Source organism: Frankia sp. AiPs1 (assembly GCF_023716945.1).
Taxonomy (GTDB): domain Bacteria; phylum Actinomycetota; class Actinomycetes; order Frankiales; family Frankiaceae; genus Frankia.
In genome coordinates, this window is record NZ_JAMQQF010000002.1 from 39,457 (window position 1) to 54,560 (window position 15,104).

The 15,104-nt window shown below is 70.0% G+C and carries 10 protein-coding genes; 5 read left to right on the forward strand and 5 right to left on the reverse strand.

Going from position 1 to position 15,104, the window contains the following annotated elements:
* Positions 1–43: 43 nt before the first annotated feature.
* From ND748_RS33690 to ND748_RS00715, 3 genes are all read left to right on the forward strand, one after another.
* Entirely contained in the window at positions 44–3,619 is a 3,576-nt protein-coding gene (locus ND748_RS33690; RefSeq protein ID WP_285901411.1) for a CHAT domain-containing protein, read from the forward strand.
* Positions 3,620–3,738: 119 nt separating this feature from the next.
* Positions 3,739–4,164, forward strand: coding sequence for a hypothetical protein (locus tag ND748_RS00710; RefSeq protein WP_251743343.1), 426 nt, complete (start codon positions 3,739–3,741; stop codon positions 4,162–4,164).
* 7 nt (positions 4,165–4,171) lie between these two features.
* Positions 4,172–5,101, forward strand: coding sequence for a hypothetical protein (locus tag ND748_RS00715; protein WP_251743344.1), 930 nt, complete (start codon positions 4,172–4,174; stop codon positions 5,099–5,101).
* Between the two features lie 169 nt (positions 5,102–5,270).
* On the opposite strand, the gene ND748_RS00720 is transcribed toward ND748_RS00715, so the two are convergent.
* Both ND748_RS00720 and ND748_RS00725 read right to left on the reverse strand, forming a co-directional pair.
* Entirely contained in the window at positions 5,271–6,023 is a 753-nt protein-coding gene (locus tag ND748_RS00720) for an SDR family NAD(P)-dependent oxidoreductase (protein WP_251743345.1), read from the reverse strand.
* A gap of 107 nt (positions 6,024–6,130) precedes the next feature.
* Positions 6,131–6,964, reverse strand: a complete 834-nt coding sequence (locus ND748_RS00725) for a helix-turn-helix transcriptional regulator (protein WP_251743346.1) — start codon at positions 6,962–6,964, stop codon at positions 6,131–6,133.
* A gap of 519 nt (positions 6,965–7,483) precedes the next feature.
* Here ND748_RS00725 and ND748_RS00730 point away from each other — a divergent pair.
* Positions 7,484–8,908 (forward strand): NAD-dependent succinate-semialdehyde dehydrogenase, encoded by a 1,425-nt coding sequence (locus ND748_RS00730; RefSeq protein WP_285901412.1) that lies wholly within the window; start codon positions 7,484–7,486, stop codon positions 8,906–8,908.
* A 108-nt stretch (positions 8,909–9,016) separates the two neighbouring features.
* Here the strand turns inward: ND748_RS00730 and ND748_RS00735 are convergent, their stop codons facing one another.
* A complete protein-coding gene (locus tag ND748_RS00735) occupies positions 9,017–10,189 on the reverse strand; it encodes a zinc-dependent alcohol dehydrogenase (protein ID WP_251743348.1) in 1,173 nt (390 codons plus the stop codon).
* Positions 10,190–10,291: 102 nt separating this feature from the next.
* On the reverse strand, positions 10,292–11,245 hold the full coding sequence (locus ND748_RS00740; protein ID WP_251743349.1) for an SRPBCC family protein: 954 nt from the start codon (positions 11,243–11,245) through the stop codon (positions 10,292–10,294).
* Positions 11,246–11,804: 559 nt separating this feature from the next.
* Here ND748_RS00740 and ND748_RS00745 point away from each other — a divergent pair.
* Positions 11,805–13,061, forward strand: a complete 1,257-nt coding sequence (locus ND748_RS00745; protein WP_251743350.1) for a Vms1/Ankzf1 family peptidyl-tRNA hydrolase — start codon at positions 11,805–11,807, stop codon at positions 13,059–13,061.
* Positions 13,062–13,075: 14 nt separating this feature from the next.
* On the opposite strand, the gene ND748_RS00750 is transcribed toward ND748_RS00745, so the two are convergent.
* A complete protein-coding gene (locus tag ND748_RS00750; RefSeq protein ID WP_251743351.1) occupies positions 13,076–14,788 on the reverse strand; it encodes an FAD-dependent oxidoreductase in 1,713 nt (570 codons plus the stop codon).
* Between the last annotated feature and the right edge of the window lie 316 nt (positions 14,789–15,104).

Here is a 15,104-nt window from a genome sequence, read left to right on the forward strand (position 1 = left end):
CGAGCCAACCCGATCTCGACGCCGTTTCGGAGGAGTGCACGCCTTGTTCAGGAAGGCCCGGAACCGTTCGGCCCCCAGTCCCCAAGCCTCGGCGACCCGAGCGTTCGCTCTGCTGCGCGAGACGATGCGGACCGGTGGTGCTCGCGCGCTCAACACCGCGATCGATCTGCTCCGACAAGCCGTGGACGCCACCCCCGCCGACGACCCCGGCCGCGCCGCGATGCTGTCCGATCTCTCAGGCGCCTTACAGGTCCGGTTCGAGCGGGCCGGGCGGCTGGTTGACCTCGACGATGCGATTGAGATCGGCCGGCTGGCAGCGAACGCCGTCCCCAGGGGCCACCCTGACCGCGCCGATTACCTGTTCAACCAGGGCGTCTCCTTGGCGGCCCGCTTCGGACAGATTGGGCAGCCGAGGGATCTCGATGATGCGATAGAGGTCTACCGGCAGGCGGTCGACGCCACCCCCGCCGATCACCCCGACCGCGGCGCGACGCTGTCGAACCTCGGCGCGGCCCTGCAGACCCGGTTCGAGCGGGTCGGGCAGCTGGCGGACCTTGAGGACGCGATCTCGGTCGGCCGGCAGGCGGCGAACGCCACCCCCCGCGATCACCCCGACCACGCCATGTGCCTGACGAACCTCGGCGCCGCCCTGCGCACCCGGTTCGAACGGCTTGAGCGGCCGGCAGACCTGAACGACGCGATCGCGGTCGGCCGGCAGGCGCTCGACGTCGCCCCCGCCGATCATCCCGGCCGCGCCGCGATGCTGTCCAACCTCGGTGTCGCACTGCAGGCCCGGTACGCGCTGGTCGGGCAGCAACGAGACCTTGACGACGCGATTGACGTCATCCGAAAGGTGGCGAACGCCACCCCTCGCGATCACCCCGACTACGCCCTGTACCTGTCGAACCTCGGGGCCGATCTGCGCACCCGGTTCGAGCGGGCCGGACAGCAGGCCGACCTCGAGGGTGCGATCGAACTCGGCCGGCAGGCGCTCGACGCGAGCCCCGCCGATCACCCGGACCGGGCCGCGATGCTGTCGAACCTCGGCGCGGCCCTGCTGACCCGGTTCGAGCGGGTCGGGCAGCTGGCGGACCTTGAGGACGCGATCGAGGTCGGTCGGCAGGCCATGAACGCCGTCCCCGGCGATCACCCCGGACGTGCGGGGTATCTGTCAAACCTCGGGATCGCCCTGCGCACGCGCTTCGAGCGCACGGGGCAGCGGAGCGACCAGGACGAGGCGATCGAGATCGGCCGGCAGGCGGTCGAGGCAACCCCTGCTGATCATCCGTATCGCGCCGCGACGTTGTCCAATCTCGGCGCCGCGCTGCAAGCCCGGTTTGAGCGGGTCGGGCAGCGGGCCGACCTGGATGATGCGGTGGAGATCGGCCGGCAGGCGGTCGCCGCCCCGCTCGGTGACGACTTCCTCCGGGCCACGGCGCGGGCCAACCTGGCAATCGCCCTGCGTCTCCGGTTCGAGTGGGCCGGGTGGGCGGCGGACCTGGACGAGGCGATCGCCGTCGGCCGGGAGGCGGTGAACGCCGTCCCCGGCGACCACCCCTTCGCGGCCGGGATCCTGTCCAACCTCGGAAACGCCCTGCGTAACCAGTACGAGCGGGCCGGGCGGGCGGCGGACCTGGACGAGGCGATCGCGGTGGGCCGGCAGGCGCTCGACGCAACTCCCACCGGTCACCCCGAACGCGCCGCGCGGCTGAGCAACCTCGGTCTCGTCCTGCGTCTTCGGTTCGAGCGGGTGGGGCGGGCGGCTGACCTGGACGAGGCGATCGCCGTGGGCCGGGAGGCGGTGGACGCCGTCCCCGCCGACCACCCCGCCCGGGCCGCGATGCTGTCCAACTTCGGACGAGCGCTGCGCCGCCGCTTCGAGCGGGTCGGGCGGGAGACGGACCTGGACGAGGCCATCGAGGTCGGACGGCAGGCCTTCGCGGTAGCGGCGGCGTCGCCGCGGGTCCGGACGGTGGCGGCACTCGGCTGGGCGGGCGCGGCCGCGGCTGGGGGCCGGTGGCTGGACGGGGTGGCGGGATTCGAGGCGGCCGTGGAAATGCTGGGACGGTTGGCGCCGCGCAGCCTCACTCGCGCCGATCAGGAGCACCTCGTGGCTCAGGTGGGTGACCTCGGCGCTGACGCGGCGGTGTGCTGTGTGCGCGCCGGCCTGGCCGGGCACGCGGTGGAGCTGTTCGAGCAGGGGCGGGGGGTACTGCTCGGGCAGGCGTTGGACACCCGCGCAGACGTGACCGTCCTCGCCGAACAGCATCCCGACGTCGCGACCCGGTTCGTCTCTCTGCGGGACGAGCTCGACTCGGTCGGCGAGTTCGCCGGCACTGGATACCCGACGCCACTGCCGGTCGCGCCGGGCGATCCTCTGACCATCGAGTCGGCCGGTGCGATCCGCTCGGAGGGCCGGCGTCGGCAGACGGCGGCCGCCGCGTTCGACGGGCTGGTGAAAGAAATCCGCGAGCTACCCGGGTTCGGCGGGTTCCTCCGGCCCTCGCCGGTCGCGGACCTCCAGGCGGCGACCGACGGCGACCCGGTGGTGGTGGTCGCGGTGTCCTCGTTCGGTTCGTACGCGCTGATCGTGACCGGCGACGCCATCGAGGTGGTGCCCCTGGCCGGACTGACCCCGGAGACGGTCACCGACCGGGTCATCGCCTTCACCGAGGCGTTCGCGGCCACCACGCCAGGCGCGACGCTGGAGCAGCGGCTCGAGGACACTCTCGGCTGGCTGTGGGACAGCATCGCCGGCCCGGTGTTGACGCGGCTGGGGATCACCGGTCCGCCGGCGGCGGGCGAGCCGTGGCCGCGCCTGTGGTGGTGCACCTCGGGGCTGCTGGCGTTCCTGCCGATACACGCCGCCGGGCAGAGCGCCAGCCGGTTCGGCCCGAGCCCGGCGACCGTGATCGATCGGGTGATCTCGTCCTACACGCCGACGATCCGGGCGCTGGCCTATGCGCGGCGGACGGGCCCGCCCCGCGACGGCGAGCCCGAGGGCGACGGGTACGACCGGGTCGGCGTGGGCGACGGCCGGCTGTTGGCGGTGGCGATGCCCGCGACGCCAGGCGAGGCCGATCTACCCGGCGCCGGGGATGAGGTCGAGGCGCTCCGGAAGCGGTTCGGTAGCCGGGTCGACGTCCTGACCGGGCCGGACGCGACCCGCCGAGCCGTCCTGGACGTGTTGCCCGGGGCGCGGTGGGCTCATTTCGCCTGCCACGGGACCGCTGAACTCAGCGACCCCTCGAACAGCCGGCTGCTCCTGGCCGACCACCAGACCCGGCCGTTGACCGTGGTCGAGGTGGCCCGGCTGCGTCTGCACGACGCCGAACTGGCGTTCCTGTCCGCCTGCGAAACCGCCCGTCCCGGCGCGCGGCTGACCGACGAGGCGATCCACCTGGCTTCAGCGTTCCAACTCGCGGGCTACCGGCATGTGATCGCCACCCTGTGGCCGGTCGGCGACCGGCCCGCCGTCGAGATCGCCGCCGACATCTACGCCCGCGTGGACGCCACCGGCGACGTCGCCGGCGCCGTCCACGCAGCGACTCGCGACCTGCGTCGCCGCTGGCCTGGCCGGCCGTCGGTGTGGGCGTCCCACGTGCACGCCGGCGCCTGACCAGGCCGCTGAGGCGACGCGACGAGGAGGCTGACGGTGGTAGTGCCGTCGATGTCGAGGGCTTTGTCGGGCTGGATCATGATGGGGATGGAAAACGACGTCGACGTACGGGGGAGACCATGGCCGGCGATGAAGACGGAGTGGTGGAGGCGGCTCGGGCGATCCGCCCTTACCTGGAAGCCCTGATCGGACCAGCCGCTGCGGGGGACGTGGATGCGGCGATCGTCGAGGCGTTCGCGGCCGACGCCGACGCCGACGCCTCGGCGATCGCGTCCCGGCTACGGCTCGTGCTGGACGCGGACGACGACACTGCCTGGTTCCTGGCCCAGGTACTGCACGACGCGCCCGACTACCGGCCGCCTTACGAGCAGCTCTTCATCAGCCGTGGGATCGGGGCGGCCGCCCCCGCTGGTGACCTCGCCCCGGTGGCCGCCGACCGCTACATCTGTCCGGCCGGCGACTTCGTCTGGTACCGGCCTGACCTTGGCACCTCGATCCCACCGTGCCCCACCACGGGTCACCTCCAGCCGCTGACCCGGAGCTGACCCGCCGATGCTGTCGGCGTTCTGGTCCTCGGTCGGGGGGAGACTCGCCGACCGGTGGGCCGCCATCTCCGCCCCAGCGCTGCTGTTCTGGCTCACCGGCCTGGCCGCCTGGTCCTACCACAGAGGTGGCTTGCACACCCTGACCGTGCAGACCCGCTGGCTCGACCGGCAAACCGGCGCCACCCAGATCGCCGCGATCGTGACCGTCCTGCTGGCCGTGGCCGCCTCCGCGCTGGTCGTGGAGCGGCTCACCACCCCTGTGCTGCGGCTGTTGGAGGGCTACTGGCCGAGGTGGACCGGTCCGCTCCGTCGGCGGCTCGCCTCCTGGCTGTCCGACCGGGCCGCCGCGGACGCCCCGGCGTGGCAGGCCGCCCACACGCTGGTCACAAACACGGCGACCCCCACCGTCGACCAACTCGCCATGTACGCCCGGTTGGAACGCCGCCGCCGACGCCGCCCCTCGGCTCCCGGCTACTTTCTACCCACCCCGATCGGGAACATCCTGCGCGCCGCCGAACGCCGGCCCATCGACAAGTACGGCCTCGACACCGTCCTCTTATGGCCTCGCCTGTGGCCGGCTCTCCCCGAGACCACCCGCGCCGACCTGCTGGCGGCCCGCGCCGCGCTCAACAACGCCGTGGCCGCGACCCTCTGGGGCATCCTGCTGTGCGCCTTCACTCCTTTCACGCCGCTCGTGATCCCGGTCGGTCTCGGACTCGCCCTCACCACCGTGACCGCCGTGATACCCGGGCGAGCGCAGGTGTTCGGCGACCTCATCGAGGCTGCCTACGACCAACACCGCACCATCCTCTACGAGCAGACCCGCTGGCCGCTGCCCACCAATCCCCACGACGAGCGCGAGCGAGGACAAGCTCTCACCGCGTATCTGTGGCGCGGCTCCGACAACACCACCCCCACCTTCACTGTCGCTCCCTGATGGCGGGTGAACCCGATCGGCGGGAACAGGATGTCCGCCTGCTCGACCTCGTCGTCGACGGTTTGCGAACGCCCCGCACTGATGAGTCGGCAGCGGACGATCGAGCGGTGTTCCGGTGTTCCGGTGCCCCGACGCCCCCGGCGGGTCGGCGGTCCGGCTCAGGGCAGGTTCACCATGGCAGGTTCCCAAACCGGTCGATGAACTGTCCCGTCGGCCCGTCCGGGCCAATCGTCGCGAGGGTCACGATGGACTCGGCGCCCGCGGCGATGCTGTGTCCGAGGCCGCCGGTGAAGTCGGTTGCGGTCTGCCCGGGGTCGGCGGCGTTGACCTTCACGTCCTTCATTTCCCTGGCGTACTGTGCCGTGAGCATTGTGACCGCGGCCTTCGAGGCGGAGTAGAGGGGCAGGGCGTACTGGGACTCGATCCGCGCCGGGTCCTGGGTCAAGCCGAAGGAACCCATCCCACTGGACACGTTGACGATGACCGGGTTCGACGACTTGCGCAGCAGCGGGAGGAACGCGTGTGTGACGCGCACGATCCCGATGACGTTCACGTCGAGCACGGCGCTCACGTCGGCTGCGGTGTACTCCTCGACGGGGCCGACCCGGCCGAGGACGCCGGCGTTGTTGACGAGGACGTCGATCATTCCCTCGTGCGCGGCGACGTCGGCGGCCGCAGCTTCGACCGAGGCATCGTCGGTCACGTCGATCTGGACGAACCGGGCGCCGAGCGACCCGGCCGCAGCCGAGGCATCGTCGGTCACGTCGATCTGGACGAACCGGGCGCCGAGCGACCCGGCCGCAGCCCGGCCGCGTTCAGGGTCGCGGGCACCGATGAGGACGGTGTGCCCCGTCTCGACGAGGCGACGAGCGGTTTCCAGACCGAGAGACTTGTTGGCCCCCGTGATGAACGTGGTGGTCATGCTGACTCCTCCTGACTCCGAACGGCATCGTCGTGCGCTGTTCACGGACTCGATGCTGAGCCCCCGGGAGGCAGCCTGGTCCACCGGACGAGGCGGAACTCGGGTCCTCATCCCTGAGGCGACATCCTCTGGACACCGATGGCGGCAAGGAAATCGAGTCTGCTGCGGGCGTCGGTGTCCGGCTGCGGTGTGTACACCACCAGGCGTAGGTTCGTGTCCTGGGTGGTGAGGACGCCGGTGTTCAAGGCGATGTCTCCGACGTCCGGGTGTTCGACCAGTTTGTGCGAGCTCTCGTGGCCACCGACCGATCGGCGGCTCCACAACTGGCAGAACCGTGGGCTACGGTTCAACCTCGAGATCAGCGTCGCGACGTCGGGATCGTCGGGATACCGGCTCGTGGTAGCGCGCAGGTCGGCGACGATGGACTCCTCGAACGCCACCTGCTCGGCTGAGCTCTGCCGGACCCGGGGCAGCTCGCCCAGGAACTGCCAGACCAGGACGTTCCGGTCTCCCATGTCACGGACCGTCGGATCGCCGAATGTGGCCGCGAACAGCGGATTCCAGTGCAGCAACTGCCAGGTGGCGTCGTGGATCGCCAGCGGATTGCCGGCGAGCTGGTCCACGATCCGGTACAGGCTTCCCGGGATCATCCGTGGAACCCGGCTCGGGTCCGCGGCGTGACCGGCCATGCGTAGAAGGTGCGCATGCTCGTCGTCGGACAGGTGCAGGGCGCGAGCCAGAGCGGAACAGACCTGCGCCGAGGGGGTTGGCACCCGTCCCTGCTCGAGTCGGACCACGTACTCGACCGAGATGCCGGCCAGCGTCGCCAGCTCCGCGCGTCGCAGACCGGGAACCCGACGGGGCGAGCCGTGCGCGAAGCCCACCGCCGCGGGGTCCAGCCGGTCCCGCCACGCCCGCAGCGCGGCACCAAGTTGATCCATGCCCACCATCTTCCCGGACCTCTCGCACCACCGGGTGATACGCGCTACACCATGCACGCCTTCCGCCACGCCGCACAATCCACCGAAATGCACGCCCATGTTCACCACAGCAGCCGAGTTCGCCGCCCGCCTGCGGGAACTCGGCCTGCCCCTGACCACCCGGTTCAGAAAGACGTACCCGCCCTTGCCACTCTCACCCGGACCGGTGAGCACTCCGGCCAGGCCAGGGCTGCCTCCTGGTCACACCCCCCACCCACCCCAACGCTCCCACTCCCGGCATCGGAGGGGTAGCTACCAGGTGGACGCCGGCGGTCACGCCTGGTTCGACGTGGATCGGTGGCAGGTGTGCACGGATCGTCGCTACGGCCGGCTGAAGGCCCGCCCCCGCGCCGTCCTGTCGGACTACGACCAAGACCACCGGGTAAACCAAGCTAGGTCGTGCTGAGGATACACATTCGCCTTTGCCCGGTGTTCGCTCTAGGGACGCATGTGTCCGGAACGTCGAGGAGGGAACAGCTCATGCCTACGTCTTCCGCGGTCCATCATGGTCCAATCGCCAGCATCAACCCATATAATAACGAAATTATGTGCGAGTTCCCGCCGATGTGCGAGCAGGCCGTCGACCACGCGGTCCGAGAGGCACACCAGGCATTTCAGTCCTGGCGCGGTACCAGCGTTGACGAACGGGCCGCGCTGGTCGGTCGAGCCGCGCAGCTGGTGCGTGAGCGCACCGAGCACCTGGCCCGGCTGGTGACGCTTGAGATGGGCAAGCTCATCCGGCACAGCCGCGTCGAGATTGACCTTTCCGCGCGGATCCTGCAGTACTACGCCGACACGGCCTCCGTGCTGCTCGCCGACGAGCCGCTGGATTTCAAGGATGGTTCGGCCGCTATCATCAATGATCCGCTTGGGGTGATCCTTGGCGTCCAGCCCTGGAACTTCCCGGTTTACCAGACCGTCCGGTTCGCGGCGCCCAACCTGGTGTTGGGGAACACCGTTCTGCTCAAGCCCGCAAGTAATACGCCACAGTCGGCGCTAGCCGTCGAGGAGCTGTTCGCCGACGCGGGCGCGCCGCGAGGCGTGTACACCACCATCCTGGTTCCCGGCCGCGAGGTCTACCGGGTGATCGAGTCTGATGTCGTTCGGGGCGCATCGCTGACCGGAAGCGACCGGGCCGGTGTCAGCGTCGGTGAGACCGCTGGCCGAAACGTCAAGAAGAGCGTCCTCGAGCTGGGCGGCAGCGACCCGTTCATCGTGCTCGATGACAACAACCTTGACCGCACCGTCGAAGCGGCCCTGGTCGGCCGGCTGCACAACATGGGGCAAAGCTGCGTGAGCGCTAAGCGGGTGATCGTGATATCCGGGGTATTCGACCGGTTTGTGACCGCGCTGGCCGGACGGATGCGCGAGCTGGTTCCAGGCGACCCCGTCGACGAGGCCACCACGCTGGCACCGGTGTGCTCTGAGCAGGCCGCCCGGACGCTGGTGGACCAGGTCCGCGACGCGCTGGACAAGGGAGCGAGCGCGGTCGTCGGCGGCGGGCGCGTCGACCGCCCTGGAGCGTTCGTGCAACCCACGGTCCTCGTCGGCGTCACGCCGAAGATGCGCGCCTTTCGCGAGGAGCTGTTCGGACCGATCGCGGTCGTCTATCGGGTACAAGACGATGACGAGGCGGTCTCCTTGGCGAACGACTCGCCTTACGGTCTCGGCGGTGCGGTGTTCAGCAGCGACATCTCCCGGGCGCGTGCGGTCGCCAGCCGGATCGAGAGCGGGATGGTGTGGATTAACCATCCGACGTCATCCGAGCCGGAACTGCCCTTCGGCGGCATCAAGCGGTCCGGCTACGGCCGGGAGTTGTCCCACCTCGGCATCAAGGAGTTCGCCAACCAGAAGCTGATCGTGACGATGGGGACGGACGCGCCGATCACCGACGCTCTGGGCTGATGCCCGCCTCGGGCGGTGGTGGGGATCCCATGTTGGACACCGCTGGGCCAGCGGCACGGCCGCGTTCGGCCGATTACCCGTGCGTGGCCCAGCGAATGTGGTCGAGCGTCAGGGGGTCAGGACCACCTTGACGCACTCGTCTTCCTTGTTCTTGAACGTGGCGAATCCCTCGGGGGCGTTGTCGAGGCTGAGACGGTGCGTGATGACGAAGCTCGGATCAATCTGACCGGCGCGGATCCGGTCGAGCAGTGGCCGCAGGTAGCGCTGCACGTGGCACTGGCCCGCCCGCAACGTCAGTCCCCGGTTCATCAAAGATCCTATCGGGAACTTGTCGACCAGGCCGCCGTAGACACCGATGACGGAGACGATGCCGCCGTTCTTACAGTTCCGGATGGCCTCGCGAAGGGCGAACGGCCGGTCACTCTCCAGCCCCGTGACCTGCTTCGCCCGGTCATAGGAGTAGGCGGCCGGCGAGGCGTGGTGCGCCTCCAGGCCGACGGCGTCGATGCAGGCGTCGGGTCCGCGTCCGCCGGTCATCTCGAGCAGCGCTTCGCGGACGTCCGTCTCCTCGTAGTTGATGACTTCCGCCCCTGCCTTGTCGCGGGCCATTGCCAGCCGGTAGGGGAAGCGGTCGATGGCGATGACCCGCTCGGCGCCGAGCAGGTAGGCGCTGGCGATGGCGAACTGGCCGACGGGCCCGGCTCCCCAGACGGCGATGACGTCGCCGGGGGTGATGTCGCAGAACTCGGCCCCCATGTACCCGGTGGGCAGGATGTCGGAGAGGAACAGCACGCGCTCGTCCGGCAGGTCGTCCTCGATCTTGATGGGGCCGACGTCGGCGAACGGCACCCGGGCGTACTCGGCCTGCCCGCCGGGGTAGCCGCCGAGCATGTGGGAGTATCCGAAGATGCCGGCGGGGGCGTGTCCGAGGATTTTCTCCGCCAGCGCGGCGTTCGGATTCGAGTTCTCGCACACCGAGTAGTCGCCCGCGAGGCAGGTGTTGCACCGTCCGCACGCGATGGGGAACGGCACGACGACCCGGTCACCGACGCTGAGGTTCTCGACCCCTCGGCCCACGTCGACGACCTCACCCATGAATTCGTGCCCCAGTACGTCCCCCTTCTTCATCGTGGGCACGAATCCGTTGTAGAGATGCAGATCGGATCCGCAGATGGCGGTCTTGGTGATCCGAACGATCGCGTCGCGGCTGTTGAGAATCTTCGGCTCGGGTACCTGGACGACCTCAACCTCGCCCCGACCGAGCCAACAGTTCGCTCGCATGAATCAGCCCTCCGACAATTCAGGATGGTAGCGCTGGCTCTTTTTGGCGGTTATGCTGGCCCTCGACGAAAAACCGGGTGGCGAGGCCAGCCGAACGCACGATCAGCCGAGCGGTTGGGCTGGGTGCTGCCCGAGCAGATGCACGGCGTTGCGGGCTCCGGTCGGACTGCCTTCCGAACGGACGACCTCACCGGTCTCCATCAGCTGCTTGAAACGCCGCAGATCGTCGGTGATCTGCTGGCTCGGCTCCTCGCCGAGCAGCTTCGCCACCGCGTACCCCGGCGTGCCCCCGGGAATGTCGTATTGCAGGTCGACATGGACCTCGGTCCCACGATCGCCCGGTGCCGGCAGGAAGCGCACCGTCCCGGCGTTGTGGACTTTCGAGCCCTTCACCGACCGCCAGGCGATCAACTCGTCCGGACGGTCGTCGACGATCTCCGCATCCCATTCGACCTTCGTACCGGCGGGCCCCTTCGCCTTCCAGTGCGAGGTGCCGTTGGTCGTGTGCACCGAGTCGAGGTGGTACATGAACGACGGCAACGCATCGAAGTCATGCCACTGGCGGTACAGATCCTCGGGCGTGCGGCGGACCGTGGTGGTCGCCCGCGCCCGCGCCGTGTGCCCGGACACGCGTCGTGGGCCGGCATGACGCCGGGCGGCGATCACATCGAGTACCGTCACGCCGATGACCGAACCGGTGGCGAAGAGCAGTCGGGCCAGGCGCGTCGGCTCGTAGCGGTGCCGATAGACACCGGCGGTCAGCAGCGACAGATCGATGGCATCGCCCCCGACCCGTCCCCACAGCCAACGGCCCGGACGTTCGTCCCCGAAGATTCCGATGCCGGCCGCCAGCTCGCGCGCACCACACAGGGTCCGCGAGATGAACCGGTTCGTCGCCGAGTTGTCGACCCCGACGATTCGAGTGATCGCCCCCGGGGTGGCGATCTCGGCCGTGCCCAGTCCGACACTGAACCATCCCAGGGCGGTGCCGAGCCGATCTTCGTGGGCCGCCGGGCCCTCGTTCGCTCGCGTCCGTCCGTCATCAAGAATTGTCATCATCCCTCCAGAAAGCGCGCTTGACGACACATGTCAAACTTTCCGGTGCTTCCGGGGCCCAACTGTGTCTTGGGTATGGTGTGCGGCTCCCACCAGGGCCCGGACCTGCGCGGGAGGTTCAGACCCGGGCTGATTTCACTGATGCCGATTCTGCTGGCATTCCAATCTCATTGCCGTCGAAACCTCGCTGGTCCCCGGTGTTGTCGAGCTGGAACTGACCCATCAAAGGCGTTTTTCCCCCCGCTGCTCCGCTTCGGCGAGCGCCCGCACCGGAATGCCGCGAATGCCAGCTCTGTCCTTTTCCGGAGGCGGCGGCAGGTGTGGCCCGCGTGATCCGCGGCACCGGCAGGGGGGACCCACGACGCCAGCCGGGGCGGCCCGGGTGGCCAGGTTGCCGGGTGGCCGGGTTGCCGGCGTGGTGGGCAGGTTTGGGTCCGCGCCCAAGGCGCACCCCTTCAGGTAGGTGTCCGATGGGCCGCCCACGGGATGTCCTGGTCGAGGGGCTCGCCCGCGGCGTCGAATCGGTTCACCGCTTCTGTCACCTGCCGAGGAGCGCCTCATGGACATGAGCGAGCTGCGCAGCCTGTATGACTTCGATGGTCCGGTCGTGACCGTGTACGCCAGTACAGATCATGCCCGTGAGAACGCCGCCCGTCTCTACGACCTGCGGTGGACGGACATCCTCGCCGATCTCGAACGCCAGGGCGTCGGGCCGGCTACCCGCGATGCGCTGCTCGCCGAGCGGGGCGACTCCCATCACCGTGAGGGTGGGACGCGCGTGGTCGTGGCCGTCGGCGAGGGCAGATCCGCCCACGTCCCGTTCGCGCGATGGCTCCCTGGCCGGTCGGATGTCGACGTCGTCGCGGTCGGACCGCTGCCACACCTGCTGCCGCTGCTCGACTGGGCCGACGGCCGGATCCCGCACGTGATCGCCCTGGTCGATCGGCGTGGGGTCGACGTGCTCGCCTACACCGACGGTCCCCTGCCGGCCGGCGGCGTCTCCGAGGACACGACCCGGCCGCCATGGCACAAGACACGCACCGGAGGCTGGGCCCAGCGACGCTATGAGCGCCGCGTCGAGGAGCATTGGAAGCACGGTGCGAAGGAGGACGCCGATCGCATCGTCCGGGCCGCGCGCGACATCGCCGCCGAGGTGGTGATCCTGGCCGGTGATCAGAAGGAGCTCTCGCTGGTCCGCGAGGAGCTGCCGGTCGAGGTCGCGACCAGGGTCGTGGTCGTCGAGGGTAGCCGCGCCCAGGACGGGTCCGACGACCATCTGGCCGGTCGGGTCATGGACGTGCTCGCCGAGCAGCGGACCCGGCGGACGGCGAGTCTGCTGGCCGAGTTCGAGCAGTATCGCCGCCGCGCGACCTCGCTGGTCGGGGCGGCGAGTGGGACGGTTCCGAGATCCCTCGGATCGGTGTCCGCGGCGGGTGTCGGCCACCCGGAAGGGTCGGGTCCCGCGGACACGGGCGGTGGACCGCGATCCGGGGGCCGGATCGCGCTGGATGCCGCTGACGGGCCGCGGGCCACGGTCGCTGCCCTGCGCCTGGCCCAGGTGAGCGACCTGCTGCTGGCCGAGGGGATCCCGGCCGGCGCGCCGGCCTGGATCGGTCCGGACCTCAGTGAGGTCGCGCTGGATCCCGCGGACCTGCCGGCGGTCGCCCACCCGATCCGGGCTGGACGGGTGGATGCGCTCATCCGGGCCGCGCTGGGCACCGGAGCCGCCGTCCACAGCGTCCCGGCCGACGTGCCGGAATCACCGACCGACCGGGTCGGCGCGCTGCTGCGTTACACCCTTCCGACACCCGGCTGAGAAACGACGCCCGGCTAGGCGCGGTAGAGCCGTTCGTGGACCAGACGGACGGCCATGGCGCCCTCGCCGACCGCGGCGGCCACCCGCTTCACCGATCCGCTGCGTACGTCCCCGACCGCGAACACCCCGCGCCGGCTGGTCTCCAGCACCAGGGGGCAGGGATCGGGCGATCCGTCGCCGGCCATGTCCGGTTCGGCGGCCGGTTCGGCGTCCACCCCCGTCCGGACGAATCCCCGGTCGTCGAGGGCGACCTGATCGGCGAGCCAGTCCGTGTGCGGGCGGGCCCCGATGAACAAGAACAGGGCCCGGGCGGGCACCTCCTCCTGTGCGCCGGTCTGCTTGTCCTCGAGGATCACGGCCTCCAGAGTGCCCCCTCCGCGCAGGCCGCTGATCTCCCGGTGCCGGCGCACCTCAATGGACGGGCTGCGGACGATCTGGTCGACGAGGTACCGCGACATGTCGCGGCTCAGATCATCGTGGCGGATGCACAGGTGCACGAAGCCGGCGTGCCGGGCCAGATACAGCGCCGCCTGTCCGGCCGAGTTGCCGCCGCCTATCACGACGACGGGATCGCCTCGGCAGGTCTGGGCCTCGACCAGCGTCGCCGCGCGGAAGACGGACGTGCCTTCAAACTCCTGCAGGCCGGGCACGGTCAACTCCCGGTACCGCGCCCCGGTCGCGATTACCACGGTCCGCGCAGCCAGCGTCTCACCATTGTCGAGGGTCACCTGGTGCAGCCCGTCGTTGCGGCCGAGGGCCACGGCCCGGGAGGGCATGCTGAGGCAGGCTCCGAACTTCTCCGCCTGCAGCACCGCTCGTTCGGCCAGATCGCCGCCGGAGATGCCGGACGGAAACCCGAGATAGTTCTCGATCCGGGGGGAGGTGGCGGCCTGCCCGCCAGTGGCGAGGCAGTCCAGCGTGACGGTCGCCAGTCCTTCGGATGCCCCGTACACCGACGCCGCCAGGCCGGCGGGGCCGGCGCCCACGACGATCAGATCCCAGGTGGATCCCGCCTGGGCGGGCGCCGGCAGTCCGACCGCACGCGCGAGTTCCGCGATACTCGGGTTGCGCAGCACCCGTCGTCCCCAGCCGACCACCGGGGTGTCCGCCGGTTCGACGGCGAGGGTACGCAGCAGCTCCTCGGCGGACGGGTCGTTTTCCAGACAGACCCACTGGTGCGGCAGCCGGTTGCGCGCGGCGAAATCCCGCAGCCGGCGGGCCTGGGGGCTGTAGCGGGACCCGACGATGCGCAGTCCCGCGCCCAGGCCGACGAGGAGCCACCGGCGCACCAGGTAGGCCCGCAGTACCAGGTCCCCCAGGCCAGGATCGGTCGCCACGAGCCGCCGCAGCCGGTCCAGTGGGACGGCAAGGACCTCGCCGGATTTCCGGACCACCGCGGAGGTGAAGGCCGTCTGCCCGGAGAGCAGACTGAGCTCACCGAGGAAGCGACGTTCACCGTGCAGGCTGATCTGCCGTTCGCGCGCAGTCCCGTAGCCATCGACGGAAGCGACCAGACCGGACAGCACCACGAAGAAGTCGGTCGTCCGGTCGCCTTCCCGAAACAGCAGGTCCCCGACCGTGGTGGGGCGTCGTCGGCCGACGGCCTCCAGTGCGGCGAGCTGGTCGACACCCAGACGCGGGTAGGCCCCGTGGGTGTCCGGCGTCTCGGTGATCTGCCCGGCAGCCGCCGGCCCGGCGCCGCCGATGTCCTCCTGGCTGGGCTGCATCGGATCCTCCGTTCGCCATCAGGGTCGACGAAAATCGATGATCAGAGCTCGGACCCGGACCCGGAGCTGCCAGTGAACTGATCGCGGGAGGGCGAATCGGCGGAGGCGGTCTGGGTGCTGGACGCCCCGGCGTCGGACGCTTCGACCGCAGGGGCGCGTTGGCGAAATGGCCTACCCCCAGGTGGGTAGATTCATGATCCAGATCTTCCGAGCGTAACTCATGGTTGCTTGTTGACTACATAGACCATGCTTCCCTGGGCGTACCTTGATGGCAACCGCAGACTCGGGACGAAGGGGTGAACCTGCGCGGTCCGGG

Bases quoted from the DNA above. Each gene is read 5' to 3' on its own strand.
- ND748_RS00725 (WP_251743346.1), bottom strand. From the start codon at position 6,964: ATGGATCAACTTGGTGCCGCGCTGCGGGCGTGGCGGGACCGGCTGGAC.
- ND748_RS00715 (WP_251743344.1), top strand. From the start codon at position 4,172: ATGCTGTCGGCGTTCTGGTCCTCGGTCGGGGGGAGACTCGCCGACCGG.
- ND748_RS00720 (WP_251743345.1), bottom strand. From the start codon at position 6,023: ATGACCACCACGTTCATCACGGGGGCCAACAAGTCTCTCGGTCTGGAA.
- ND748_RS00735 (WP_251743348.1), bottom strand. From the start codon at position 10,189: ATGCGAGCGAACTGTTGGCTCGGTCGGGGCGAGGTTGAGGTCGTCCAG.
- ND748_RS00745 (WP_251743350.1), top strand. From the start codon at position 11,805: ATGGACATGAGCGAGCTGCGCAGCCTGTATGACTTCGATGGTCCGGTC.
- ND748_RS00710 (WP_251743343.1), top strand. From the start codon at position 3,739: ATGGCCGGCGATGAAGACGGAGTGGTGGAGGCGGCTCGGGCGATCCGC.
- ND748_RS00740 (WP_251743349.1), bottom strand. From the start codon at position 11,245: ATGACAATTCTTGATGACGGACGGACGCGAGCGAACGAGGGCCCGGCG.
- ND748_RS00750 (WP_251743351.1), bottom strand. From the start codon at position 14,788: ATGCAGCCCAGCCAGGAGGACATCGGCGGCGCCGGGCCGGCGGCTGCC.
- ND748_RS00730 (WP_285901412.1), top strand. From the start codon at position 7,484: ATGCCTACGTCTTCCGCGGTCCATCATGGTCCAATCGCCAGCATCAAC.